Source organism: Pantoea sp. X-Soil-MYKO-1289 (assembly GCF_059730625.1).
Genome location: NZ_AP036004.1, coordinates 1,620,183 through 1,645,864, shown reverse-complemented (window position 1 = coordinate 1,645,864; position 25,682 = coordinate 1,620,183). Strand labels below are relative to the sequence as shown.

The 25,682-nt window shown below is 59.9% G+C and carries 24 protein-coding genes; 4 read left to right on the top strand and 20 right to left on the bottom strand.

The features are described from left to right. Positions 1 to 3: 3 nt before the first annotated feature. The gene (locus AC6I7Z_RS07860; RefSeq protein ID WP_033750903.1) at positions 4 to 372 is read right to left on the bottom strand and encodes a YcfL family putative periplasmic lipoprotein; all 369 of its coding nucleotides are present in this window, start codon (positions 370 to 372) and stop codon (positions 4 to 6) included. A 21-nt stretch (positions 373 to 393) separates the two neighbouring features. After that, on the bottom strand, positions 394 to 744 hold the full coding sequence (gene hinT / locus AC6I7Z_RS07855; protein WP_033750906.1) for a purine nucleoside phosphoramidase: 351 nt from the start codon (positions 742 to 744) through the stop codon (positions 394 to 396). Positions 745 to 1,096: 352 nt separating this feature from the next. Between hinT and AC6I7Z_RS07850 the strand changes: the two genes are divergently transcribed. Both AC6I7Z_RS07850 and bglB read left to right on the top strand, forming a co-directional pair. Further along, positions 1,097 to 2,689, top strand: a complete 1,593-nt coding sequence (locus AC6I7Z_RS07850) for an MFS transporter (RefSeq protein ID WP_497813764.1) — start codon at positions 1,097 to 1,099, stop codon at positions 2,687 to 2,689. Between the two features lie 9 nt (positions 2,690 to 2,698). Next, entirely contained in the window at positions 2,699 to 3,838 is a 1,140-nt protein-coding gene (gene bglB, locus AC6I7Z_RS07845) for a beta-galactosidase BglB (protein ID WP_497813763.1), read from the top strand. 59 nt (positions 3,839 to 3,897) lie between these two features. On the opposite strand, the gene ptsG is transcribed toward bglB, so the two are convergent. The 14 genes from ptsG to yceD form a co-directional block, all read right to left on the bottom strand. Then, on the bottom strand, positions 3,898 to 5,331 hold the full coding sequence (gene ptsG / locus AC6I7Z_RS07840) for a PTS glucose transporter subunit IIBC (protein ID WP_033750915.1): 1,434 nt from the start codon (positions 5,329 to 5,331) through the stop codon (positions 3,898 to 3,900). Between the two features lie 284 nt (positions 5,332 to 5,615). Continuing rightward, complete coding sequence (locus AC6I7Z_RS07835) at positions 5,616 to 6,407, bottom strand: metal-dependent hydrolase (protein ID WP_497813762.1); 792 nt, start codon at positions 6,405 to 6,407, stop codon at positions 5,616 to 5,618. 19 nt (positions 6,408 to 6,426) lie between these two features. Next, positions 6,427 to 7,416, bottom strand: coding sequence for a DNA polymerase III subunit delta' (gene holB, locus AC6I7Z_RS07830; protein ID WP_497813761.1), 990 nt, complete (start codon positions 7,414 to 7,416; stop codon positions 6,427 to 6,429). Beyond that, positions 7,413 to 8,045 (bottom strand): dTMP kinase, encoded by a 633-nt coding sequence (gene tmk / locus AC6I7Z_RS07825; RefSeq protein WP_497813760.1) that lies wholly within the window; start codon positions 8,043 to 8,045, stop codon positions 7,413 to 7,415. The genes holB and tmk overlap by 4 nt, the downstream gene beginning before the upstream one ends. Further along, positions 8,035 to 9,054 carry an endolytic transglycosylase MltG gene (mltG, locus tag AC6I7Z_RS07820; RefSeq protein WP_497813759.1) on the bottom strand — a complete coding sequence of 340 codons (1,020 nt, stop codon included), beginning with the start codon at positions 9,052 to 9,054 and terminating at the stop codon, positions 8,035 to 8,037. The genes tmk and mltG overlap by 11 nt, the downstream gene beginning before the upstream one ends. Beyond that, positions 9,051 to 9,863 (bottom strand): aminodeoxychorismate lyase, encoded by an 813-nt coding sequence (gene pabC / locus AC6I7Z_RS07815; protein WP_497813758.1) that lies wholly within the window; start codon positions 9,861 to 9,863, stop codon positions 9,051 to 9,053. The genes mltG and pabC overlap by 4 nt, the downstream gene beginning before the upstream one ends. A 120-nt stretch (positions 9,864 to 9,983) precedes the next feature. After that, the gene (gene fabF, locus AC6I7Z_RS07810; RefSeq protein WP_033750934.1) at positions 9,984 to 11,225 is read right to left on the bottom strand and encodes a beta-ketoacyl-ACP synthase II; all 1,242 of its coding nucleotides are present in this window, start codon (positions 11,223 to 11,225) and stop codon (positions 9,984 to 9,986) included. Between the two features lie 84 nt (positions 11,226 to 11,309). Beyond that, positions 11,310 to 11,546 (bottom strand): acyl carrier protein, encoded by a 237-nt coding sequence (acpP, locus tag AC6I7Z_RS07805; RefSeq protein ID WP_025901771.1) that lies wholly within the window; start codon positions 11,544 to 11,546, stop codon positions 11,310 to 11,312. A 153-nt stretch (positions 11,547 to 11,699) separates the two neighbouring features. Next, the gene (gene fabG, locus AC6I7Z_RS07800) at positions 11,700 to 12,434 is read right to left on the bottom strand and encodes a 3-oxoacyl-ACP reductase FabG (RefSeq protein ID WP_033750943.1); all 735 of its coding nucleotides are present in this window, start codon (positions 12,432 to 12,434) and stop codon (positions 11,700 to 11,702) included. Positions 12,435 to 12,444: 10 nt separating this feature from the next. After that, complete coding sequence (gene fabD, locus AC6I7Z_RS07795) at positions 12,445 to 13,377, bottom strand: ACP S-malonyltransferase (protein WP_497813757.1); 933 nt, start codon at positions 13,375 to 13,377, stop codon at positions 12,445 to 12,447. 16 nt (positions 13,378 to 13,393) lie between these two features. After that, positions 13,394 to 14,347, bottom strand: a complete 954-nt coding sequence (locus tag AC6I7Z_RS07790; RefSeq protein WP_084881832.1) for a beta-ketoacyl-ACP synthase III — start codon at positions 14,345 to 14,347, stop codon at positions 13,394 to 13,396. Then, positions 14,348 to 15,388, bottom strand: a complete 1,041-nt coding sequence (gene plsX, locus AC6I7Z_RS07785) for a phosphate acyltransferase PlsX (protein WP_497813756.1) — start codon at positions 15,386 to 15,388, stop codon at positions 14,348 to 14,350. Positions 15,389 to 15,413: 25 nt separating this feature from the next. Continuing rightward, positions 15,414 to 15,584 (bottom strand): 50S ribosomal protein L32, encoded by a 171-nt coding sequence (gene rpmF / locus AC6I7Z_RS07780; protein WP_017348070.1) that lies wholly within the window; start codon positions 15,582 to 15,584, stop codon positions 15,414 to 15,416. Positions 15,585 to 15,598: 14 nt separating this feature from the next. Then, entirely contained in the window at positions 15,599 to 16,120 is a 522-nt protein-coding gene (gene yceD, locus AC6I7Z_RS07775) for a 23S rRNA accumulation protein YceD (RefSeq protein WP_033750954.1), read from the bottom strand. Between the two features lie 140 nt (positions 16,121 to 16,260). Between yceD and AC6I7Z_RS07770 the strand changes: the two genes are divergently transcribed. Beyond that, complete coding sequence (locus AC6I7Z_RS07770; protein ID WP_497813755.1) at positions 16,261 to 16,845, top strand: Maf family protein; 585 nt, start codon at positions 16,261 to 16,263, stop codon at positions 16,843 to 16,845. Positions 16,846 to 16,858: 13 nt separating this feature from the next. Here AC6I7Z_RS07770 and rluC read toward each other — a convergent pair whose 3' ends face one another. Next, on the bottom strand, positions 16,859 to 17,815 hold the full coding sequence (rluC, locus tag AC6I7Z_RS07765) for a 23S rRNA pseudouridine(955/2504/2580) synthase RluC (protein WP_497813754.1): 957 nt from the start codon (positions 17,813 to 17,815) through the stop codon (positions 16,859 to 16,861). Positions 17,816 to 18,385: 570 nt separating this feature from the next. On the opposite strand from rluC, the gene rne reads away from it, so the two are divergent. After that, positions 18,386 to 21,865, top strand: a complete 3,480-nt coding sequence (gene rne, locus AC6I7Z_RS07760; RefSeq protein WP_497813753.1) for a ribonuclease E — start codon at positions 18,386 to 18,388, stop codon at positions 21,863 to 21,865. A gap of 139 nt (positions 21,866 to 22,004) precedes the next feature. Here rne and flgL read toward each other — a convergent pair whose 3' ends face one another. The 3 genes from flgL to flgJ all read right to left on the bottom strand — a co-directional run bounded on the left by flgL (position 22,005) and on the right by flgJ (position 25,682). Further along, positions 22,005 to 22,970: a flagellar hook-associated protein FlgL gene (gene flgL / locus AC6I7Z_RS07755; RefSeq protein ID WP_497813752.1), complete on the bottom strand. Its 966-nt coding sequence runs from the start codon at positions 22,968 to 22,970 to the stop codon at positions 22,005 to 22,007. Between the two features lie 11 nt (positions 22,971 to 22,981). Next, the gene (gene flgK, locus AC6I7Z_RS07750; protein ID WP_497813751.1) at positions 22,982 to 24,622 is read right to left on the bottom strand and encodes a flagellar hook-associated protein FlgK; all 1,641 of its coding nucleotides are present in this window, start codon (positions 24,620 to 24,622) and stop codon (positions 22,982 to 22,984) included. Between the two features lie 121 nt (positions 24,623 to 24,743). Next, positions 24,744 to 25,682 (bottom strand): flagellar assembly peptidoglycan hydrolase FlgJ, encoded by a 939-nt coding sequence (gene flgJ / locus AC6I7Z_RS07745; protein WP_497813750.1) that lies wholly within the window; start codon positions 25,680 to 25,682, stop codon positions 24,744 to 24,746.

Here is a 25,682-nt window from a genome sequence, read left to right as displayed (position 1 = left end):
TCCTCAGAGATAAAGGTAGAGACGAACCTTGCTGGCCGTCAGGTTGCCCATTTGGGAAGCGGCGACAATGCTGCCGTGCGCCGGAACGGTGACCCGCTGCGCCGGTTCGCCCGGCATAATTTCCAGCCCTTTGTCGTCGTACCAGTAATAACGATAGTGGATCACCACCGGCGTTTCGCGCTGATTATAGAGCACGCTGCGCGCGCGCTGCTGCCCGTCTTGCTCGTCCACCACCGGCTCGTCGGTAATGATGCCGGCAGAGAGCACAGAGGACTCCATCACCAGCGACTGCGACGTGTCGATCATCGGTTTATCGCTGCTGCAACCTGCCAGAGTCAGCAGGAGCGGCAGGCCTGTCAGCCATTGACGCATAACTCGCTTCCGTATGGAGGATCAGTCGGCCAGCATTGGACCCAGCGGACGTCCGCCGAGTAAATGCATATGAATGTGATAAACCTCCTGACCGCCGTGACGATTGCAGTTAACGATCAGGCGGTAGCCGTCTTGATCGATGCCTTCGGCGCGCGCGATTTTCGCGGCGACGGTAAACAGGCGGCCCAGCGCCTGCTCGTGGGCGGGCAGCGCGTCGTTAGCGGTGGGGATCAACACGTTGGGGACAATCAAAATATGGGTCGGCGCTTTGGGAGAGATATCGCGAAACGCAGTGACCAGTTCATCCTGATACACCACGTCGGCAGGGATTTCGCGACGGATGATTTTACTGAAAATCGTTTCTTCAGCCATGGTGCATTTCCTTAAGCCTGATGGACAGTCAATCAGTATGCGTGAGGAATTTGTTTTCTTTCAAGCTCAGGACCACTTTTCGCCGATTAACTGCCTGCCTTTGCGCCATTTTCGCCGCATCTTTTAACTGTGCGCCGCTTCGCAAATTGCCGCCCTGCCCACAGTTAAAATGAAACGCCGTTTCATAAATTAGAAACACGCCGCCCTTTTCTTTGCGTCATTGCCAGCCAGGTGCGACGCCTGTCGAAATTGCGAAGGTTTGCCCTGCGCTGCGGCTCTACTTTCTATCTATTCCGAGTGTGTCGTCCGGATAACAGGGGATGTAATGACTATGGCTATAAGGAGCATCCGTATGCGCTCACGTAAAATTGGTTTTGGCCACTATCTGGCTTACGGCTCCGGGGATTTTCTCGGCGCAGGCACCACGGCGCTCACCGCCGCCTGGCTGCTCTATTTTTATACCACCTTCTGCGGTCTGACACCTATCGAAGCGACCTTTATCTTCGCCGCCGCGCGCGTGCTGGACGCGGTGGTCAGCCCGCTGATGGGCTTCCTGACCGACAACTTCGGCTCGACCTGGCTGGGCAAGCGCTTCGGCCGCCGTAAATTCTTTATTCTGCTCGGCATTCCCTGCGTCTTCAGCTACAGCCTGATGTGGCTGAGCGATATGGGTTTCTGGTGGTATCTCGCCACCTATCTGCTGTTTGACGTGGTCTACACCATGATTCTGGTGCCCTATGAAACCCTGGTCCCGGAGATGACCGACGATTTCAAACAGAAGACCCGCTTTTCCGGCGCGCGTATCGCACTGGCGCAGCTGTCGGCGATCCTGGCCGCCTTCCTGCCGGGCATTTTGATCGGCGCCCTGGGCAAAGACAACCCGCTCTCCTTCTTCTACGCCAGCCTGGTGTTCTCGGTTATCTGCGCGCTGGTGCTGACGCTGGTGTGGCTCTTTACCTGGGAGCGCGATGGCGACGATTTCTCCGAGGAGTCGCGCCGCGCCGAAGAGGAGAAACGGCAGCTGTCGCTGATGCAGAGCCTGAAGCGTCTCTACGTCGAGCTCGCTTCTACGCTGCGCATCCGCATTTTCCGTCAGCATCTCGGTATGTATCTGGGCGGCTATATCGCGCAGGATGTCTTTAACGCCGTCTTCACCTGGTATGTGGTGTTCGTACTGATGCAGAGCGCGCAGATCGCGTCCAACCTGATGGGCACCATGGCGGTGCTGCAGTTTATCGCCGTCATGGGCATGATCCCGCTCTGCATCCGCATGGGACCGGCGCCTGCCTATCGCATGGTCGTCACGCTGTTCGGCATCGCCGCGCTCTCCTACGCCGGCCTCTGGTATGCGGGCATGAACGACAACTTCTCACTGCTGCTGCTGATCTCCGCGCTGGCAGGTCTGGGACGCGGCGGCATCAACTATGTGCCCTGGAATATCTACACCTATATCGCCGATGTGGACGAGGTGATTACCGGTCAGCGCCGCGAAGGGATTTTCGCCGGCATTATGACCCTGACTCGCAAAGCCTCCCAGGCGGGCGCGGTTATGCTGGTCGGCATCGTGCTGCAGCTCTCCGGCTTTGTCTCCGGGCAGGCGACGCAGGCGCCAGGCGTCAGCCATACCATCCTCGGCATCCTCAGCCTCGGCACCCTGTGCGTGCTGGCCTGCGGCTTCCTGGTTTCGCTGCGCTTTAAGCTCAATCTGCAAACCCACACCGTGCTGCGCGAAGAGACGCTGAAAATGCGCGAAGCTGACCGCGTTCTGCCAGAGCGCATCACGGCGGAAGCGCGGGATATCGTCGAGACCCTGGCCGGCATGCCTTACGAAAATCTGTGGGGCAACAACAATATCGGCTTCCTTAACCGTCATAAACCGGCCGCGCCGCCGCTCAAGACCGCGCGTCCGATCGCATCTCCCCTTACTACGACCTTGAAACGATAGGAATGAACCATGACTGTATTTCCTGTGAAACAGAGTGCTCTTTTGTGCCAACCAGAATTTCTGCTGCCGCGCCAGGAGCTGTTGCAACTGATTCACAAGCTGACGCAAAACCTGGTGAACATCACCGACGAGACGGGAGAATTTCTGCTGCGCCTCGATGACGGGCGCGTAATCGATACCAAGGGCTGGGCTGGCTGGGAATGGACTCACGGCATCGGGCTCTACGGCATGCTGCACTATTATCAGCAAACCGGCGATCGGCAGACGCTGAGCATTATCGACGACTGGTTTGCCGCGCGCCTGGAGGAAGGCACGCCGACCAAGAACGTGAATACCGTGGCGCCTTTCCTGACGCTGGCTTATCGCTACGAAGAGACCGGCAACGCCGCCTGGCGGCCGGTGCTGGAGCGCTGGGCGGAATGGGTGATGTATGAGATGCCGCGCACCGAACAGGGCGGCCTGCAGCATATCGTCTACAACAATGAAAACCATCAGCAGCTCTGGGACGATACGCTGATGATGAGCGTGATGGCGCTGGCGAAAATCGGCCAGCTGCTGAATCGTCAGGAGTTTATCGAAGAGGCGAGCTATCAGTTCCTGCTGCACACGCAATATCTGATGGATCGCCAGACCGGGCTCTGGTTCCACGGCTGGAACTTCGAGGGCCGTCATAACTTCGCCAGTGCGCGCTGGGCGCGCGGCAACAGCTGGCTCACCATCGTTATCCCCGATTTCCTGGAGATGATGAACTGGCCGGAACAGCATGCGACGCGCCGCTTCCTGCTGCAGGTGCTGGAGAGCCAGGTGAAAGCGCTGCGCGCCTGCCAGCATCCGAGCGGCCTGTGGCATACGCTGCTGGACGATCCTGATAGCTATCTCGAAGCGTCGGCGACCGCAGGCTTCGCCTACGGCATTATCAAGGCGGTGCGTAAACGCTATCTGAGCGCGGATTATCTGCCTACCGGCCTGAACGCGCTGCGCGGCGTGATCGCCAATATCGACGAAGATGGCGAGCTGAAACAGGTTTCATTCGGCACCGCGATGGGCAGCGATCTCGACTACTACCGCAACGTGCCGCTGACCTCGATGCCCTACGGCCAGGCGATGGCGCTGCTGTGCCTGACGGAGTACCTGCGCGTTTACCTCTGAGAGCAAAACGCAGATAAAAAAAAGCCCCGCCTGTGCGGGGCTTTTTTCTTACATCCGCATTACATGCTGCGGATGTATTCATCCATATCGGTTTTCAGGTTATCGGACTTGGTGCCGAAAATCGCCTGAACGCCAGAACCTGCTACCACCACGCCACGGGCGCCGAGGTTTTTCAGCTCGTTCTGGTTAACCTTGCTGACGTCGGCCACGCTGACGCGCAGACGCGTAATACAGGCATCCAGGTTGGTGATGTTCTCTTTGCCGCCGAAAGCAGAAACCAGCTTGCCCGCCATCTCGCTGCCGGTAGCTGAAGAGGACTCGGTGGTGGTCTCTTCACGGCCCGGCGTTTTCAGGTTCAGCTTCACAATCAGCACGCGGAAAATGGTGTAGTAAACCAGACCATAAATGATGCCGACGATAGGGAAGAGCCAGATTTTGCTGCTGTTGCCGCTCAGTACGATAAAGTCGATCAGGCCGTGCGAGAAGCTGGTGCCGTCACGCATGCCGAGCAGGATACAGATCGGGAACGCCAGACCGGCCAGAATTGCGTGGATCACGTAGAGGATCGGCGCAACGAACATAAAGGAGAACTCGATCGGCTCGGTAATCCCGGTCAGGAACGCGGTCAGCGCGGCGGAGATCATGATGCCGCCCACTTTGGCGCGGTTTTCAGGCTTCGCCGAATGCCAGATGGCGATCGCCGCCGCCGGCAGGCCGTACATTTTGAACAGGAAGCCGCCAGAGAGTTTGCCCGCAGTCGGATCGCCCGCCATATAGCGCGGAATATCGCCGTGGAACACCTGACCCGCCGCATTGGTGAACTCGCCGATCTGCATCTGGAAAGGTACGTTCCAGATATGATGCAGGCCGAAAGGCACCAGCGCACGCTCAACCACGCCATAGATACCGAACGCCACAACCGGGTTCTGATAGGCTGCCCACTGCGAGAACTCCTGAATCGCCGAGCCAATCGGCGGCCAGATAAAGGAGAGCAGCACGCCCAGCACGATCGCCGCCAGGCCGGAAATAATCGGCACAAAGCGCTTACCGGCGAAGAAGCCGAGATACTCCGGCAGCTTGATGCGGTAGAAGCGATTGAACATATAGGCCGCTATCGCACCGGCGATAATGCCGCCCAGTACGCCGGTATCCGCCAGATGGTGCGCAGCAATCTCTTCAGCGGAGAGATGCAGCACCAGCGGCGCGACCACCGCCATGGTTTTCACCATGATGCCGTACGCCACCACCGACGCCAGCGCAGAAACGCCGTCGTTGTTGGTAAAGCCGAGCGCCACGCCGATAGCGAAGATAAGCGGCATATTAGCAAACACCGAGCCGCCCGCTTCCGCCATTACGTGGGAAACGACGGCCGGCAGCCAGCTAAAGTTTGCCGAACCAACACCTAATAAAATACCGGCAATCGGCAGAACCGATACCGGCAGCATGAGCGATTTACCGACCTTTTGCAGGTTCGCAAATGCGTTCTTGAACATAGCCTGAAGCTCCTGAGTATGAGTGCGATTTTGCGCTGTGCGCTGGGTCGCGGGGGAGGATCCGCAACCCGTTTGACGGTGACCGCCTTTTAATTATTACGAAGGGTAAAATAAATCAGTCGGCGTTACTTTGACGACTATCACGTTTCCTGGATCGGCTGACGCTGATATCAGTATATTCTGACTGACTGCGCGCGTTTTGCCCCATAAAACAGCAGCCCTGCGGTAAAAAGCAGGGCAATCAGTCGGTATTACCGAATTATTACAGGCTTTGAAATAAAGCCTTAACCGCCGAGTCGGCTCAGGGGCACCTGGAAAAGCGTCGAGAAGTTTTGCGTGGTCGCAGCGGCCAGCGTCTCGATATCGACCCCTTTCAGCACCGCGAGGTATTCCGCCACGTCGCGCGTATAGGCTGGCTGGTTCTCTTTGCCGCGATACGGCACCGGCGCCAGGTAGGGAGAGTCGGTCTCCACCAGCATGCGATCAAGCGGCACATAGCGCGCCGCTTCGCGCAGCTGTTCGGCGTTACGAAAGGTAACGATGCCGGAAAACGAGATGTAAAAGCCCATATCGAGCAGCTTTGCCGCCGTCGCCTGATCCTCGGTAAAACAGTGCAGCACGCCGCCGCAGCGCTCAACCTGCTCTTCGCGCAGAATCGCCAGCGTGTCCTCGCGCGCGTCGCGGGTATGCACGATAATCGGCTTGTTCAGCGCGATGCCGGTGCGGATATGCTCGCGGAACGACGCCTGCTGCTGTGCTTTGGTTTCCTGTTGATAATAGTAGTCGAGGCCGGTTTCGCCCAGCGCCACCACGCGCGGATCGGCGGCCAGACGACGAAACTCCTCGACGTCGTAAGGTTCTTCCTGATTCAGCGGATGCACGCCGACCGAGAGCGCGATATTGTCACGCTCGCCTACCAGCGCCTTCAGGGTATGAAAACCCGGCAGCGTGGTGGCGATCGCCAGCATAAACTTCACGTCGCGCGCGGCGGCTTTGGCCAGCACATCGTCGAGATCGCGATGATTCTTCTCATAATCCAGGCCATCAAGATGGCAGTGTGAATCCACAATAAACATAGGGTGTCTCGTTTTGTCGTTAAGCGACTACGCCGGGCTTGCGTTGGTCCGCCCAGCTCAGAAGTCGGTCGGTTAACAGGAGCTCGCGGTTGACGGCGGCCACGTGGATCAGCTGTTCCCGGCAATGCATCCACGCGCGCGCGCTCTCATCCAGCGCGCGGGCGGAAAAGGTCTCTGCCAGCAGCGCCACCACATCCTGACGGTCGGGGTTGCTTAGCCAGCGCACGGCGCCCTGCTGCCATTTAATCGCATCCACCAGCAGCGCCATCAGCCAGCTGATGCGCGCGGCGACATCTTCGGCATTAAGCAGCGGCAGCAGCAGCAAAATATCCTGCCGCAGCGCGGCGGGCAGCGCGTCGCACAGGTTCTGGCGCGCCTGCCAGCGCGCCGGCTCCAGCAGCTGTAGCGCCGCCGCAGGGGCGCCTGCGCTGAGGCGCAGCGCGGTCTGCAGCGCGACAGTCTCGTGCGGCAGCTGCTTGCTCAGCCACTGCAGGCTCTGCGCCTCGTCCGGCGGCGCCAGCGAGAGCGCCATACAGCGGCTGCGCAGCGTGGCCAGCAGACGCGACGATTCGCGGCTGCCTAAGAAGAACCAGCTGTTGGCCGGCGGCTCTTCCAGGGTTTTTAACAGCGCGTTAGCCGCCGATTCGCTAAGCTGCGCGGCATCGGGTAGCCAGACCACTTTCGCGCCGCCCTGCTGGGCGAAATGGTAGAGTTTTTCGGTCACCTGGCGCACCGCGTCGATACCCAGGGTGCTTTTGCCCTTCTCCGCCTCCAGGCGATACCAGTCGGGGTGCGTCTGCGCCTGCATCAGCTGACAGCCATGGCACTGGCCGCAGCTCTTCAGTCCATGCTTCTGCTGGCACATCAGCCAGCGGCTGACGCCCCATACCAGCGCCTCTTCACCCATGCCGTCAATCGCCTGGATCAGCAGCGCGTGATGCGCGCGTCCCGCCTGATGCTGGCCGATAATGTAGCGGTAAGGCTGATTCAGCCACGGATACCAGTTCATGCCTGCCGATCCAGCCAGCCCGTCAGGGTCGCTTTGATCGCCTGCGTGACGCTCTCCAGCGGCTGCGTGGCATCCACGGTCAGGATGCGCTCGTCTTCGGCAGCCAGCGCCAGATAGCGCTCGCGGGTGCGCTCGAAAAAGCGCAGCGACTCCTGCTCGATGCGATCCAGCTCGCCGCGCGCGCGGGCGCGCTGCAGGCCAATTTCCGGCGTGACGTCGAGATAAAGCTGAAGATCGGGGCGAAAATCGCCCAGCACGGCGTCGCGCAGCGTGCGCATCAGCGCGGCGTCCAGCCCGCGCCCGCCGCCCTGATAGGCCTGCGAAGAGAGGTCGTGCCGGTCGCCGATGACCCAGGCGCCGCGCGCCAGCGCGGGCTTAATCACGGTATCCACCAGCTGCACGCGGGCGGCGTAGAGCATCAGCAGCTCCGCTTTGTCCGTGACCTGTTCGCCCTCAATGCCCTGCTTCACCAGTACGCGCAGCTGCTCCGCCAGCGGCGTGCCGCCCGGCTCGCGGGTAAAGACGATATCCTCAACGCCTCGCTCGCGCAGCGTTTCAACCACCGCCTCGCGCGCCGTGGTTTTTCCGGCGCCTTCCAGGCCTTCAATGACGATAAACTTACTTTTCATCTTTTTCCTTCAGCGTTTGCCGGTAAGCCTGTACCGCCTGATTATGACTGGCAAGGTTGGTGGTAAAAGTATGACCGCCCTTGCCGTCGGCGACAAAATAGAGGTAATCGGTTTTTTCAGGATGCGCGGCCGCTTCCAGCGAGGCTTTGCTCGGCGCGGCGATAGGGCCAGGCGGCAGGCCGTTTATGGTATAGGTATTGTAATCGGTCGGCGTCTCCAGGTCTTTACGCGTCAGCGTGCCCGTATACTTCTCGCCCATGCCGTAAATCACCGTCGGATCGGTTTGCAGCTTCATGCCGGTGCGCAGCCGGTTGATAAACACCGAGGCGACGCGCGCGCGCTCAGCGCTGACGGCGGTCTCTTTTTCAATCACCGACGCCATGGTCACCATCTCCTGCGGATTTTTATAGGGCAGATCCGGCATGCGGTTTTTCCAGATCTGATCCACCAGCGCCGTCATGCGGACGTGCGCGCGCTGCAGCAGCGCAATATCGCTGGTGTTGGCGGTATAAAGATAGGTATCCGGATAGAAACTGCCTTCCAGCGCCAGCGGATCGATGTTCAGCGTCTTCGCCAGCGTGGCGAACTGGTCATCTTTCAGCTGATGTTTGATATAGGGAGCTGCGCGCAGCTCGGCGAGCCAGTCGATCAGGCGCTGGCCCTCTACCAGCCGCAGCGGGAACTGCGCCTCTTTGCCGCTGGCGAGCAGCTGCAGCAGCGCGCGCACCGTCATCCCCTTCTCCAGCCGGTAGGTGCCCGCTTTAAAGCGCGCCAGGTCCGGCTCGAGCTTCAGCAGCGGACCGAACCAGAGGCTTTGCGGGATAATATGCTGGCTCTCCAGCTGCGCCTCCAGCGCCACTCGGCCGGTGCCCGCGGGCAAGGTGTAGATCGTTTCCTGGTCAATGGTTAACGGCGTCGCGGCGAAGCGCTGAATTTGCCAGTAGCTGAAGGCCGCCGCAAGGGCCACAATCGCCGCGACGACGGCGAAAAATTTTTTCGTTCGACTCATTTTTCTTCCATTAAATAGCAGCTGTGCTGAAACCGGTGGTAGAGCGCGCGCGCGCTGAACGCCTTGTCGTCCAGCTGCCGTACCGGCAAAACCGGCATCAGGGCATTGCAGATGACGATTTCGTCGGCCGCCTGCAGCTGCGCCGCTTCACAGCGCGCCACCTCGCAATGCAGGCCTGCGGCGGCCATCTGCGCCATCAGATAGCGCCGCATCACGCCGTCGACGCCAGCGTGCGTCAAATCGGGCGTAAAAACGCGTTCGCCCTGCCGCCAGAATAAATTGGCCGCACAGCATTCCACCACGTAGCCCGAAGTGTCAAGCACCAGCGCCTCGTCGGCGTCGCTCTGATCGAGATGCGCGCGGATCATCACCTGCTCCAGGCGATTCAGGTGCTTGATGCCCGCCAGCAGCGGGTTCTGCGCCAGCCGCACCGGGCTGGTGCGCAGCCGGACGCCCAGCGTTTGCAGCGGCTGATAGTGGTGCGGCCAGGGCGCAATCGAGACGACGCGCGTGGCGCCGCTGCCGCCCTGGCGGCTGTAGCCGCGTCCGCCTGCGCCGGCGCTGAGGATGACTTTCAAAACCGCCTGAGCGTGCGGCTGCGCGGCGGCGCGCATCTCCTTTTCCAGCTGCGCCCAGTCGACGTCGGGCATCATCAGCCGTTCGCAACCCTCGCGCAGACGGCGCAGGTGCGCCGCCAGCAGCTGAATACGGCCGTTATGCACCGCTGCCGTGGTAAAGCAGCCGTCGCCGAACTGCGTCGCGCGATCGCTGGCAGGCAGCGTGCGCTGCTCCGTTCCATTTATCCACATGAGGCTCTCCCGCAGGCAAAAGCGCTATGGTAGCGCGTTGTGGTGTGATAATCCGTTTCAGAGCCTTTCCAGATAGAAAAAAGGCCCGCATCTGCGGGCCTTTTGCCAGAACGTGAATCGTCAGATCTTACGGAAAATCAGTGAGCCGTTAGTCCCGCCGAAGCCGAAGGAGTTACACAGCGTGTACTCCAGACCGCTAACCTGACGCGCCGTGTGAGGCACGAAGTCAAGATCGCAGCCCTCATCCGGGTTATCCAGGTTGATGGTGGGCGGCACGGCCTGGTCGCGCAGCGCCAGAATCGAGTAGATTGACTCTACCGCGCCTGCCGCGCCCAGCAGGTGGCCGGTCATCGATTTGGTCGAGCTGACCATAACGGTTTTCGCCGAGGCGCCGAAAATGGTTTTCACCGCCTGCGCTTCCGCTTTGTCGCCCGCCGGCGTAGAGGTGCCGTGCGCGTTGACGTAGCCGATCTGCTCTGCCGACAGCTGCGCGTCGCGCAGCGCGTTTTCCATCGCCAGCGCGGCACCAGCGCCGTTTTCCGGCGGCGACGTCATGTGGTAAGCATCGCTGCTCATGCCGAAGCCGACAATTTCCGCATAGATTTTCGCGCCGCGTTTTTTCGCGTGCTCATACTCTTCCAGCACGATAATGCCCGCGCCGTCGCCCAGCACGAAGCCGTCACGATCTTTATCCCACGGACGGCTGGCCGCCTGCGGGTTATCGTTGCGCGTAGAGAGCGCGCGCGCTGCGCCGAAGCCGCCCACGCCCAGCGGGGTGCTGGCTTTCTCTGCGCCGCCCGCCAGCATCACGTCAGCATCGTTATAGGCGATAATACGCGCCGCATGGCCGATGTTGTGCACGCCGGAGGTACAGGCAGTGGCGATAGAGATGCTGGGACCTTTCATGCCATACATAATCGTCAGATGGCCGGCGATCATGTTCACGATGGTCGAAGGTACAAAGAACGGACTGATTTTGCGCGGACCGCCGTTGACCAGCGAGGTATGGTTCTCTTCGATCAGACCCAGTCCGCCGATGCCGGAACCAATTGCCGCGCCGATGCGTCCAGCGTTTTCATCGGTCACGACCAGACCCGAATCCTGCATAGCCTGCACGCCGGCAACAATGCCGTATTGGATGAAGTCGTCCATCTTGCGCTGATCTTTGCGCGAGATGATTTCATCACAATTGAAATCTCTTACGATGCCAGCAAAACGGGTTGCATAGGCACTCGTATCAAAATGGTCGATCAGGTTAATGCCGCTCTGACCGGCAAGGAGAGCACTCCAGGTAGACTCTACGGTTTTGCCGACAGGAGACAACATGCCAAGACCGGTCACAACTACACGACGCTTAGACACGTTCGTCCTCCAGGGAGGGGGAATAAAAACTCTAAGGAACTAGCATAAAACTCAGGCGGTCGAGCGACCGCCTGAAGATATTCATTAGCCTTGGTGGCTATTGATGTAGTCGATCGCTGCCTGAACGGTAGTGATTTTCTCAGCTTCTTCGTCTGGAATTTCAGTATCAAACTCTTCTTCCAGAGCCATTACCAGCTCAACGGTGTCAAGAGAATCAGCACCCAGGTCTTCAACGAAAGATGCAGAGTTTGTTACTTCGTCCTCTTTCACACCCAGCTGCTCAGCAATGATTTTCTTAACGCGTTGTTCGATATCGCTCATACTATTTAATTTCCTATCAAAACTCGCTTTCGCGATGGTTTTCGTAGTGTATAAAATGTTGAAAAAGATGCAACAAAATCCCGGCTGGTCGAACCACGATTTTACGCTATTTTGCGGTTTTTACCGCAAACAATGCAAATGATTTCGTGATTATCAGACCATGTACATGCCGCCATTGACGTGCAGCGTCTCACCCGTGATGTAGGCTGCTTCGTCAGAGGCTAAGAATGCAACAGCATTGGCGATTTCCTGCGCGTCGCCTAAACGACCTGCGGGAACCTGCGTCAAAATGCCGGAACGTTGATCTTCGCTCAGTGCACGCGTCATGTCCGTCTCGATAAAGCCCGGAGCCACGACGTTTACGGTAATGCCACGTGACGCAACTTCGCGCGCCAGTGATTTGCTAAAGCCAATCAAACCCGCCTTGGCTGCTGCGTAGTTTGCCTGGCCCGCGTTGCCCATGGTGCCAACAACGGAACCGATGGTAATGATACGACCCACGCGTTTTTTCATCATGGCGCGCAATACCGCCTTCGAAAGACGGAAAACCGACGTCAGGTTGGTATCAAGGATATCCGCCCACTCGTCGTCTTTCATGCGCATCAACAGATTGTCACGCGTAATGCCTGCATTATTGACCAAAATGTCTACTTCGCCAAATTCTGCGCGAACCTTCTCCAGCACGCTGTCGATCGATGCGGGATCGGTCACATTCAGCAGCAGACCTTTGCCGTTATCGCCGAGGTAAGCGCTGATGGCTTCCGCGCCGCTTTCGCTGGTCGCGGTGCCGATAACTTTAGCGCCGCGCGCGACCAGCGTTTCCGCGATCGCGCGGCCGATGCCGCGGCTCGCGCCTGTTACCAGCGCAACTTTACCTTCAAAGCTCATGTTTATCCTCTTATTCCTGTTCAAGTGCTGCAGAAAGCGACGTCGGGTCGTTGACCGCTGCCGCCGTCAGGCTGTCCACAATGCGTTTGGTCAGACCCGTCAGCACTTTACCCGGCCCCATTTCCAGCAGCTGGGTAACGCCCTGCGACGCCATAAATTCTACGCTCTCGGTCCAGCGAACCGGGCTGTAAAGCTGGCGCACCAGCGCGTGACGGATCGCCGCCGCGTCGCTTTCGCATTTTACGTCAACGTTGTTCACCACCGGAACGGACGGCGCGTTGAACGCAATCTCTTCCAGCGCTACCGCCAGCTTGTCGGCGGCAGGCTTCATCAGCGCGCAGTGCGACGGCACGCTGACCGGCAACGGCAGCGCGCGCTTGGCGCCTGCGGCTTTACAGGCTGCGCCCGCGCGTTCGACCGCTTCTTTATTTCCGGCGATGACCACCTGGCCCGGCGAGTTAAAGTTAACCGGCGAGACCACCTGGCCCTGCGCGCTCTCTTCGCAGGCTTTGCGAATTGAGGCGTCGTCGAGGCCGATAATCGCCTGCATCGCGCCGGTGCCTTCCGGCACCGCTTCCTGCATCAGCTTGCCGCGCAGCTCCACCAGCTTGACGGCGTCGGCGAAATCAAGCACGCCGGCGCACACCAGCGCGGAGTATTCGCCAAGGCTATGGCCAGCCATCAGCGTCGGCTGCGCGCCGCCCTGCTGCTGCCAGACGCGATAGATCGCCACGGAAGCGGCCAGCAGCGCAGGCTGCGTCTGCCAGGTCTTGTTCAGTTCTTCAGCCGGGCCAGCGCTGACCAGCTGCCACAGATCGTATCCCAGCGCGTCAGAGGCTTCGCGGAAGGTCGCTTCCACCAGCGGATAGGCCGCCGCCAGCTCAGAGAGCATACCGACGGTCTGTGATCCCTGACCGGGAAAAACAAAGGCAAATTGCGTCATCTTTCTTTCCTGTGAATCAAAAGCGAACCAGTGCGGAACCCCAGGTGAACCCGCCACCAAAGGCTTCCAGCAGAATCAGTTGTCCGGGTTTGATACGGCCGTCGCGCACGGCTTCATCCAGCGCGCTGGGCACCGACGCCGCCGAGGTATTGCCGTGACGGTCCAGCGTGACCACCACTTTATCCATGCCCATGCCGAGTTTTTTCGCCGTCGCGCTGATGATGCGCAGGTTAGCCTGATGCGGCACCAGCCAGTCGAGCATTTCGCGATCGAGATTATTGGCCTGCAGGGTTTCGTCAACGATGTGCGCCAGCTCGGTTACCGCCACCTTGAACACTTCGTTGCCGGCCATGGTGAGATAGGCTGGCTCGTCCTGGTTGGCGCGATCCTGGTAAGGCAGCGTCAGCAGCTGGCCGTAGCGGCCGTCGGCGTGCAGATGCGTAGAGATGATGCCCTGCTCTTCGCTCGCGCCTAATACCACCGCGCCCGCGCCGTCGCCGAACAGAATGATGGTGCCGCGATCGTTGGGATCGAGGGTGCGCGCCAGCACGTCAGAGCCAATCACCAGCGCATGCTTCACCGCGCCGTTTTTAATGTACTGGTCCGCAACGCTCAGCGCATAGGTAAAGCCCGCGCAGGCGGCCGCAAGGTCGAAGGCGGCGCAGTCGTTGATGCCTAGCATCTGCTGGATCATGCAGGCCGAGCTGGGAAAAGCGTGGCTGGACGAGGTGGTGGCGACGATAATCAGGCCGATGTCGCCTGCCTCTACGCCCGCCATCTCCAGCGCGCGCTGCGCGGCCGCGAAGCCCATGCTGGCAACGGTTTCATCCGGCGCGGCAATGCGGCGCTCGCGGATGCCGGTGCGGGTTACAATCCACTCGTCCGACGTCTCCACCATTTTTTCCAGATCCGCGTTCGAACGCACCTGGCTAGGCAAATAGCTGCCCGTACCGATAATTTTGGTAAACATCTAGGCTTTGTCACTCCTGGCTAATACAGCATCAAGACGCGCGGCGATTCGTTCGGGAACCTGCCGTCGCACCGCCTGCTCTGCCTGTTCTATCGCCACGGCAAAGGCGCGTTGATTGGCCGCGCCATGGCTTTTGATCACTGTTCCGCGCAATCCTAACAGACAAGCGCCATTGTACTGGTCGGGGTTGAGATGCCCGAAGCGCTTCGCCAGACGTTTCTGAATCCAGCGCCCCAGCAGCTTCAGCCACCATGACCGTTTTTTCCCCTTCCCTGAAGATTTCAGCAGGGAAAGGAACATTCTTACCACGCCTTCCATGGTTTTCAGCGTGACGTTGCCGACGAAACCGTCACACACCAGCACATCTGTCTTGCCGGTAAGCAGGTCGTTGCCTTCCAGGTAACCAATATAGTTAATCTGCCCGGACGCTTTCAGCATGCTGGCGGCGCCGCGTATGCTCTCCAGCCCTTTGGTCTCTTCCTGACCAATATTGAGCAGCGCGACGCGGGGATTGGGGATCGCTAACACCTCTTCCGCCATCACCGCGCCCATTACGGCAAACTGCACCAGCATCTCGCTGTCGGAATCCACGTTGGCGCCTAAATCGAGCACCACCGTTTTGCCGCGCTGCTGATGCGGCAGCACGGTCATTAACGCCGGGCGCTCAATGCCGTCCAGCGGTTTTATCATTAATTTCGCCAGCCCCATCAGGGCGCCGGTGTTGCCGGCGCTGACGCAGGCCTGCGCTCGTCCCTCTTTCACCAGCTCCAGCGCAATACGCATCGAGCTGCCGCGACTGGCGCGGATAGCCTGAGAGGGCCGCGCATCGCTTGCAATAACTGACTCCGCAGGAATGACCTGCAAACGTTCTGTTAACGAGGAATCCGCTTTGGCAAGCAATGGAGTGATGTCGTCGGGAATGCCGACCAGAAGAAGATTGAGATGCGAATGAGAGGCCAGTGCCTGCAAAGCTGCAGGCACTGTCACGCAAGGACCGAAATCCCCGCCCATGGCATCAATAGCCAGGGTCAAACGTGTCAAAGTATCACCTTGCTAAGCGCAAGTCTTACTTGGTGATAACCTTGCGACCGCGGTAGTAACCATCCGCAGTGATGTGGTGACGCAGATGCGTTTCGCCAGAAACTTTATCTACAGACAGAGTTGCAGTGGTCAGCGCATCGTGCGAACGACGCATGCCACGCTTAGAACGGGTGGGTTTATTCTGTTGTACGGCCATGGACCTTACTCCTATTACTTACGCTTTAAACTGGCTAATACGGCAAATGGGTTTGGTTTTTCCGCCTCTGCAGGCAATTTGCCAAAGACCATGTCCGCCTCGGACACTTCACAGTGTTCAGAATCATGCACCGGAACGACCGGCAGCGCGAGAATGATTTCATCCTCTATCACCGCCAGCAGATCGACTTCGCCAAAATCATCGACGTCGATCGGCTCGTAGGCTTCCGGCAGTGCCTCGGCCTGCTCATCGGTTGAGACAGGACTGAAGCAATAGCTTACGTGGACAGCGTGAGGGAATGTCTGGTTGCAGCGCTGACAGCGCAATGTAACCTGCACGTCCGCTGTACCTTGCAGTACGGCGAGGCGCTGGCTGTCAACCGCAAACGACATGGTACATTCCACGTCACTGTCCACACTAACAACTGATTCGGCTACGCGCTCCACCTGTTCAGGGGTGTAAACGCCCTGATAATCCAGGCGTTTTTGAGCGGCGCGGACCGGATCCAGCGTCAGGGGTAATTTTACCTTTTGCATAGGGCGCGCATATTAACTTTGTAACGTCATAGAGTCAAAGAAAAAGGCCGTTTCACAGCATCTTTCACCAGTTATTCGCATCCAGTGCGGCGCACAGTTTAAAATGAGTGTCACCAATTCGCCATTACTATTGTGAAAAAATGCCTGACTCTCTTCTTTTAGCCTCAACCTCGCCGTTTCGTCAGGCGCTGCTGGGCAAACTCGGCCTTCCTTTTATTACCGCCGCGCCAGAGGTTGACGAAACGCCGTACGCAGGCGAAGCCGCCGACGCCCTGGTGACGCGCCTCGCCGTCGCCAAAGCGCAGGCGCTGGCCGCCGACTACCCCGACAGCTGGATTATCGGCTCGGACCAGGTGTGCGTGCTCGACGGCACCATTACCGGCAAGCCGCACACGCCCGACCGCGCCTTTGCGCAGCTGCGTCAGGCGAGCGGCAACGCCATCACCTTTTATACCGGGCTGGCGCTCTACCAGCCGCGCAGCAAGACGCTGATGCAGTGCTGCGAACCCTTTATAGTGCACTTCCGCTCTCTCAGCGATGCGGAGATCCGCGCCTATATAAAGAAGGAGCAGCCTTTGCAGTGCGCCGGGAGTTTCAAGAGCGAGGGGCTTGGCATTTGCCTGTTCGAGCGGCTGGAGGGGCGCGATCCCAATACCCTGGTAGGGCTGCCGCTGATCGCGCTCAGCGGCATGTTGCGGGCGGTCGGCATCAATCCGCTGGAATGAGGCCGACAGCGCGTCAGCTTTTTTGCTGACGCAGCGCCTGCAGGCAGCGCTTAAGCTCGTTATCGAGCGGCGCCTCTAAACGCAGCGTTTCGCCGCTGCCAGGATGGGTAAAGGTCAGGGCGGCGGCGTGCAGGAAGAGACGACGCAGTCCGGTCGCGGCCAGCTGGCTGTCGAACTCACGCTCGCCGTAGCGATCGTCGAAGGCGATAGGATGACCGGCATGCAGGGTATGCACGCGGATCTGATGGGTGCGGCCCGTGACCGGACTCGCCTTGACCAGCGTGGCGAAGGCGAAACGCTCTTCCACTTTAAAGCGCGTTTCTGACGGTTTCCCTTCGCTGCTGACGCGCACCACGCGCTCACCGCTCTGCAGAATGTTTTTCAGCAGCGGCGCCTGCACGCTCTTGAGATGCGACGGCCAGCTGCCGCGCACCAGCGCCAGGTAATCCTTCTGCATCCCCTTTTCGCGCAGCTGCTCATGCAGCGAGCGCAGCGCCGACCGCTTCTTGGCGACCAGCAGCACGCCGGAGGTGTCGCGATCGAGGCGATGCACCAGTTCGAGGAAGCGCGCCTCCGGACGCAGCGCGCGCAGCCCTTCGATCACGCCGAAGCTCAGCCCGCTGCCGCCGTGCACCGCCGTGCCGGAAGGCTTGTTGAGCACCAGAATATGATCGTCTTCGAAGATGATGGCCTCCGCCAGCGCCGCTACCTTCTCCAGCTTCGGCGACACCGCCTGCTCTTCGCGCTCGGCGACGCGCACCGGCGGGATGCGCACCTCGTCGCCCTCTTCCAGCTTATATTCCGGCTTAATGCGTTTTTTATTCACCCGCACCTCGCCTTTGCGCAGGATGCGGTAAATCATGCTTTTCGGCACGCCCTTTAGCTGGGTGCGTAAAAAGTTATCGATGCGTTGTCCGGCATTTTCAGCCGAAATGGCGACAAGCTGTACGCCAGGATTCTCTGTTTTCATGGCGGCGATTCTAAATAGTGTCCTGTGATAGCGCCACCCCTTTTTCTGTGCTTAACTCTCCTCTTGTCGCGCGAAAAAGCGCAGCGTGCGCTGGCTTTTTCAGCAGCCTGCTCATTCGTCCGACATATTAAGGTGTTATGCATCACTAATCTTCATCTGGCGATAAAAGTCGCCTTGCTATATGAAGGTTAGCAATGGAATAATGCCTGAGTTTCTCGTCTGATGTATTTCAGGCCAGAAAAAGAGCTAATTAGTCATTTTGCCGAATGAAACGCCCACGCAGCAATGGCGTAAGACGTGATGTTTATTCAGGCACTTAGCGGGCTGCGGGTTGCAGCCTGGACGGAAGTTTGAAATGCAGGAGTTATCAATTTCTCTCAGGCATTTCAGCGCAACGGCGCTGTTTTTCCTTATGAAAAACAGGCCACCGACGTTATTTGCGCCCCTCGCGCAGTCGACAACCGGGAGGTTGACGTAAGGCACTTAGTCACGGGGCCATCGGTCAGAACTCGTCCAGGGTAACTATGCCCGCAGCTTTATCACTCATGTGAGAATAACGAGTCAGAAACGATGAAAAGAATGTTAATTAATGCAACTCAGCAGGAGGAGTTGCGCGTTGCCCTGGTTGATGGACAACGCCTGTACGATCTGGATATTGAAAGCCCCGGACACGAACAGAAAAAAGCCAACATTTACAAAGGTAAAATTACCCGCATTGAACCCAGCCTCGAAGCTGCGTTTGTCGATTACGGCGCCGAGCGCCACGGTTTTCTCCCTCTGAAAGAAATCTCCCGCGAATACTTCCCATCCAGCTATCACTCGCAAGGCCGTCCGAATATCAAAGAGGTGCTGCGCGAAGGTCAGGAAGTGATCGTTCAGATCGATAAAGAAGAGCGCGGCAACAAAGGCGCGGCGCTGACCACCTTTATCTCTCTGGCGGGCAGCTATCTGGTGCTGATGCCGAATAATCCGCGCGCGGGCGGCATCTCCCGCCGCATCGAAGGCGACGATCGCACCGAGCTGAAAGAGGCGCTCTCTTCGCTGGAGCTGCCGGACGGCATGGGCTTGATCGTTCGCACCGCGGGCGTCGGCAAATCCGCCGAGGCGCTGCAGTGGGATCTGAGCTTCCGTCTGAAACACTGGGAAGCGATCAAAAAAGCCGCTGAAAACCGCCCTGCGCCTTTCCTGATCCATCAGGAAAGCAACGTTATCGTGCGCGCCTTCCGCGACTACCTGCGCCAGGATATCGGCGAAATTCTGATCGACAACCCGAAAGTGCTCGAGCTGGCGCGCCAGCATATCGCCGCGCTTGGCCGTCCCGATTTCAGCAGCAAGATCAAGCTCTACACCGGCGAGATCCCGCTGTTCAGCCACTATCAGATCGAATCGCAGATTGAGTCCGCCTTCCAGCGCGAAGTGCGCCTGCCGTCAGGCGGCTCGATCGTTATCGACAGCACCGAAGCGCTGACCGCCATCGACATCAACTCGGCGCGCGCCACGCGCGGCGGCGATATCGAAGAGACGGCGTTCAACACCAACCTGGAAGCCGCCGATGAGATCGCGCGTCAGCTGCGCCTGCGCGACCTGGGCGGTCTGATCGTTATCGACTTTATCGATATGACGCCGGTACGCCACCAGCGCGCGGTGGAAAATCGCCTGCGCGAAGCGGTGCGTCAGGATCGCGCGCGCATTCAGATCAGCCATATTTCGCGCTTCGGCCTGCTGGAGATGTCGCGTCAGCGCCTCAGCCCGTCGCTGGGCGAATCGAGCCATCACGTCTGTCCGCGCTGTAGCGGCACCGGCACCATCCGCGATAACGAATCGCTGTCGCTGTCAATTCTGCGCCTGATTGAAGAAGAAGCGCTGAAAGACAACACCAAAGAGGTGCACGCCATTGTTCCGGTGCAGATCGCCTCTTACCTGCTGAACGAAAAACGTGAAGCGGTGAACGCGATTGAGAAGCGCCAGGGCGGCGTTCGCGCGATTATCGTGCCGGACGATCGCATGGAAACGCCGCACTACTCTGTGCTGCGCGTGCGCAAAGGCGAAGAGACGCAGACCCTCAGCTATCACCTGCCGAAGCTGCATGAAGCCGAAATGGCGATGCCGTCGGAAGAAGAGCACGCCGAGCGCCGTCGTCCTGAGCAGCCTGCGCTGGCCGCCTTCGTTATGCCTGACGCGCCGCCGGCGCCGGCCGAGACGCCAGCCGAGCAGCCTAAAGCCGTTGAGGCGCAACCTGCAGCCAAACCGGCCGCCGCCGCGCCTGCCGCCGCCAGCGGTACCGGCTTCTTTAGCCGTCTGCTGAAAAAACTGTTTGGCGGCGACGAGCCCGCCCCGACGCCAGCCGCGGAAGCGACGCCGGCGCCGCAGGCCAGCAGCGAAGAGAGCGAGAACGACAGCAGCGCCAAAGAGCGCGGCGATCGTCGCAACAATCGCCGCAACAACAACCGTCGCGAGCGTACGCCGCGCAACGGCGACAGCCGCGAGCCGCGTGAAAACCGTGAACCGCGCGAAAGCCGCGAGCCGCGTGAAAATCGCGAACCGCGCGAAAGCCGTGAGCCGCGTGAAAATCGCGAACCGCGCGAAAACCGCGAGCCGCGTGACAACGCCGATGCGCGTCGCAACAAGCGCCAGTCATCGCAGAACGAAGCGCGCGAAGAGCGCAGTCCGGTTCTGAGCGACGAAGCGCGCCAGCAGCGCGAAGAGCAACAGCAGCAGCGTCGCGAACAGCGCGCCGAGCGCCAGCGTCGTCGTCAGGAAGAGAAGCGCGCGCAGCAGGAAGCGAGCAAAGCCGTTGAGACCGCTGCCGTCGCTGACGTCGTCGAGGCCCCGGAAGCGCAGGAAGATGAGCGCGTTCAGGTTATGCCGCGCCGCAAGCCGCGCCAGCTGACGCAGAAAGTGCGTATCGGCGGCGAGACGGAGCAGCCGACCGCGGAAGCTGTGGAAGCGCAGCCAGAGGCAGTACGCAACGCGCCGCAGATCGAAGAGCCAGCGCAGTTCGAGCAGGATGAGACGGAAAACCGCGACAACGGCAATATGCCGCGCCGCTCGCGCCGTTCGCCGCGCCACCTGCGCGTCAGCGGGCAGCGTCGTCGTCGCTATCGCGACGAGCGTTATCCGACCGAGTCAGCAATGCCGCTGGCTGCCGCCGCAGCGTCGCCAGAAATGGCATCCGGCAAGGTCTGGGTACGTTATCCGGTCGCTCAGCCGGTAGAGATGCAGGAGCCGCAGCAGGATGCGCCGGACTACAGCCAGCAAGAGACCGCAGGCGCTATCGCGCTGCCGGTTGCTGCTGTTGAAGCCGCGCCGTCTATCGACGCCGCGCCGCAGGCTGACGTCGCGCCGCAGGTGAATGCCGCCGAAGCGCAACCGGCTGACGAGGTGCAGCAGGCTGAACCCCAGGCGGAAACGCCGGTTACGGTGGTGAACACTGATAACACCGCGCCGATTGAGGCACCGGTCAATCATGAGCCTGCCGTTATCCCGGCCGCCGACGAAGCCGTCGCGGAAGCGATTGCCGAGCAGGCTGTTCCAGCCGAGCCGGTTGTTCCAGCTGAGCCGGTTGTTCCAGCTGAGCCGGTTGTTCCAGCTGAGCCGGTTGTTCCAGCTGAGCCGGTTGTTCCAGCTGAGCCGGTTGTTCCAGCTGAGCCGGTTGTTCCAGCCGAGCCGGTTGTTGAAGAAGCGACGCCAGCCGCCGACGCCACCGAGATCGCCGCTGAATCAGCGCACGACGTGACGCCGAAAGCAGAAGCGCAGGTTGAGGAAGTGCTGAACGCGCCGGTTGCGGCAGAGAGCACGCCTGAGCCGATTAGCGAGCCGCATGCGCCAGTTCCGGCACGCGACGCCGCGCCGCAGGACGCCGCCGTCCGCTTCTCGCATCACGCTTCTGCGCCGATGACGAAAGCCCCGGCGCCAGCCTGGCAGCCGGAACCGGCACGCCACAGCGACTGGGTGCGCGCGCCGTTCGCCTTCGAAGGCAAAGGCGCAGCGGGCGGTCACAGCGCGACGCATCAGGCCACCGCTCCGGCGACCCGACCTGAAAGCGCGTAATACCCTGACGCGACCCACAAAAAACCCCGGCTTGCCGGGGTTTTTTATTTCTTACGCATAAAAAAATCCCACGATGCCGGTCAGGATCGTGGGACAAAAATGAGCATGTCCGGTTCAGGCATGCTCGAATCAGGTTTTGTCAGGCGTTGAGCTGGAACAGCGACATCTTGGACATGTCGGTAAAGGTTTTATAAGAGGCCTGAAGCGCCGTCTGCTGCATGGTATAGCTGGAGATGGCCGAGGTGTAGTCGGTGTCGACCAGGTCGCTCATTTCGCTGCTCAGGATAACGTCGCGATTGCCGCCCTGCCCATCCAGCGTGCTCAGTTCAGAGAGCTGGGTGCCGATCTCGGAGCGCACGGTCAGAACATTGTTCAGCGCGTTGCCGAGGCCGCGGTTGGTTTTATCCATCGCATCCTGGAACGTCTTTTTAGCGGCGTCGTCGGCGTCTGCCAGCGGCGTCTTCAGCGCGGCAATGGCGCTGTCGAGCATATTAAAGATATTGGTTTCGCTGGCGCTGCCGTCCGGCTCTTTTTTGGCGTTGCCGGTGATCGACATAAAGATGTCGTCGCCGGTGTGCCCCACGGTCATGGTGCGGCTGGTATCAACCTTTTGCGTAATAGCGTCAGTGCCGCCCGCATAGGTGACCGCGCCGCTGCCGTTATCGACGAAAGGCGCGCTGTCGGTTTTATAGCCGGCGAAGATATAGCGGCCATTGCCGTCTTTGCTGTTCGCCAGGTTCAGCAGCTGCGAGCGCAGGCCCTCCAGCTGCGTGGCGATAGAGCCGCGGTCGTCGTCGCTCAGCGTGCCGGTCGAGCCGTTTACGATCAGCGTCTGCGCATCCTGAATAGTGCTGGTTACGCCGGTGAGGGTGTTCTCTTCCATCGACAATCCCTGAGTCGCAAAGGTGCGCGCCAGTGAGTACTGGCTGCTCTGCGCCTGGGTCTGCGCCAGCACGACCGAGCGCGACGCGGCGATAGGATCGTCGGAGGGATTGTTGACGCGGCGGCCGCTGGAGAGCTGCTCGCCCACTTTCAGCCAGGAGGATTGCGAATCGCTGATGCCGCGCACCTGCTGGTCAAAAATCATATTGGTACTGAGTCGCATGGTTCTTTTCCTTAGCGGATATTAAGCAGCGCGTCGAAAATCGAGCTGGCGGTTTGCAGCACCTGCGCGTTCGCCATGTAGTACTGCTGATACTTGGTCAGGTTGGCGTACTCTTCATCGAGGTTGACGCCAGATACCGACTGCTGGCGATCGGTCAGCTGCGTCACGACGTTTTTCTGCGTGGTGCTGGCGGTTTCCAGCGTGCTGGTTTTGTTGCCGACGGTGCTGACGATGCTGGCGTAAGCCTGCGACAGCGTCGCGTTGCCGTTCACCACCTTCGCATCCTGTAGCGCCAGCAGCTTCTGGGCGTTGCGGTTGTCGCTCTCGCCGCCCGTCGCGCCCGCCGCGGCGATCTGCGACTCACTGGTAATGGCGACCGACATGCCGCTGATGACGTTCTGCACCGGCTTCACCAGGAAGCTGTCCTGTGCGTTCGGCGTGCCGTTCACGGTCAGCTGCAGGCCGTCGAAGCTTAGCGTGGCGTTGCCCGAGGCGTCGGTGCCGGCTGTGGCGGTGATTTTCACATTGTCGGACGCGCGCGTGACGTTCCAGTTCGCGCCGTCATAGCTGACGGTATAGTTAGAGGCTTTCAGCGCGCTGGTATCGGTCCAGCTCGCCGTCACGGTCGTGGCGGAGCTGTTTTTACTGTTGCTCTGCACCGTTGGGCTGCCGATGGTGAAAAAGTCCGTGCCCTGATCGCCGTTGCTGTCGTAGCCCTGCTTATGCACCGCGTTGAAGCTGGTGGTAAAGGCGGCCGCCAGCTGGCCGAGCTGATTCTGCGCGGTATCGAGATCCTGCGAGCGGAAAGCCAGCAGGCCGCCCAGCGAGCCGGTGCTGATATTCTTTTCAGCAATCTCGACGTTGCCGGCGCTGTTATCCACATAGCCGACGGCGGTGCGCGTCGGATCGCTGCTGGAAGGCATCGCGACCAGGCTGGTGGATTTGTTGCCGTTGACCAGCGTCACGCTGCCCATGGCGACGATATAGTTGCCGTCCTGTTTAGAGACGGTAACGCCAACGATATTATTCAGGTTGTTGACCAGCTGGTCGCGCTGATCCAGCAGATCGTTGGGCTGCGCGCCGCTTGCGGTGCTCAGCTTGCCAATCTGCTTGTTGAGATCGGCAATCTGGCTGGTAAAGGTGTTGATCTGATCGATGTTCGAAGCGATATCAGTATTAACGCTGCCCTGCATATTGGTCAGATACTGCGCGGTGGTCTGGAACTGGTTCACCAGCCCCTGGGCGTTGCTCAGCATCGACTGACGCGCCGACGGATCGTTGGCGTTGCTCACCACGTTCTGCAGGTTGGTAAAGAAGTCCTGAATCGACGTCGAGAGACTGGTGGTTGAGGTGGAAAGCAGATCGTCGATATTGGAGATTTGCGAGTACTGGGTATTGGCCGCGCTGTAGGTGGCGCTGGAGCTGCGCAGCTGCGCCGTAATGAACTCATCATACTCGCGCTGCACGCCGGTGACGTTCGCGCCGTTGCCGTAATAGCTGCTGCCCTGCAGGGTGCTGTTCGCCTGCGACAGCAGAATCGTCTGCCGCGAGTAGCCCGCGACCGTATAGTTGGTGATGTTGTTGCTGGTGGTGCTGAGCGCTGCCTGCGCGGCGCTGAGCCCACTCATCGCAGAGTTTATTATGCTGGACATCTCGGTTCCTTTCTTTCCCGTTAAGCGGGCTCGCACTCATCAATGCTCGCCCGTGCGCAAAAACGCGTCTGGCATCTGCTGATAGTATCGGCGCGCCTGAGTGAAACTTGAGGCTGAGCCGTTAGAAGAGATCGTTTAAATCTTTGCTGTACGCCTTCACCACTTTCTCGCCCATGTTTTTGAATTGCTGGATCATTCCCACCAGTTTCTGGGCGTATTTCGGGTCGGTGGCGTAACCGGCGGCCTGCAGCGCGTGCGCGCCCTGCTCGGCGGTCTGCGCGCTGGTGACGGCGGCGTAGCGCGGGTTGTTCGAGAGGAGTTTGACGTAGTCGGTCAGCGCCTCGAAATAGGAGTGGTAGACGCGGAAGCTGGCGCGCACCTTCTTCGCCTCGCCCTGTTCATACTCGGTGGTCATGATATCGGTGCTCTCGCCCTTCCAGTCGCCGCTCGCCTTGATGCCGAACACGTTGTAGCTCGGCTTGCCGTCGCGGGTCAGGATCTGGCGCTGGCCCCAGCCCGACTCCAGCGCGGCCTGCGCCAGAATCAGGTGGTGCGGAATGCCGCTTTCGGCGCTGGCGGCCTGCGCAGGCTGCGCCAGCTGGGCGATAAACTCGCTGCTGTCGGCAGGCAGGCTGGACGGCGAGACCGGCAGGCGCGGCACCGCCTTGCGCACCATCTGCTCCAGCTGGCTGGAGGCCGCCGCGCTGTAGATAAAGCTGTCGTCGAGCGGCATCGGCACGGTGCCGGCGCGCTCGTCAGGCTCCTGCGCCGGCTGCATCTGCTTGACGATAAGATCGGCCATGCCGAGCCCGCGCTTGCCGATCTCCTGCGCAATCTGCTGATCGTACATTGAGGTAAACATTTTGGTCGATTCGTTGCTGAAGATGCCGTCCTGCGGCAGCGCTTCGCGCATGCTCTTCATCATCATCTGCACAAACATGCCCTCAACCTGTTTCGCCACCTGCAGCGCCTTGCCTTTCGGGTCGGTGCTGGCTTCGCGCTTCAGGTCGTTCAGCGAGCGACTGTCAAAGGCCGCCTTCATCAGCGATTGCGTATCCAT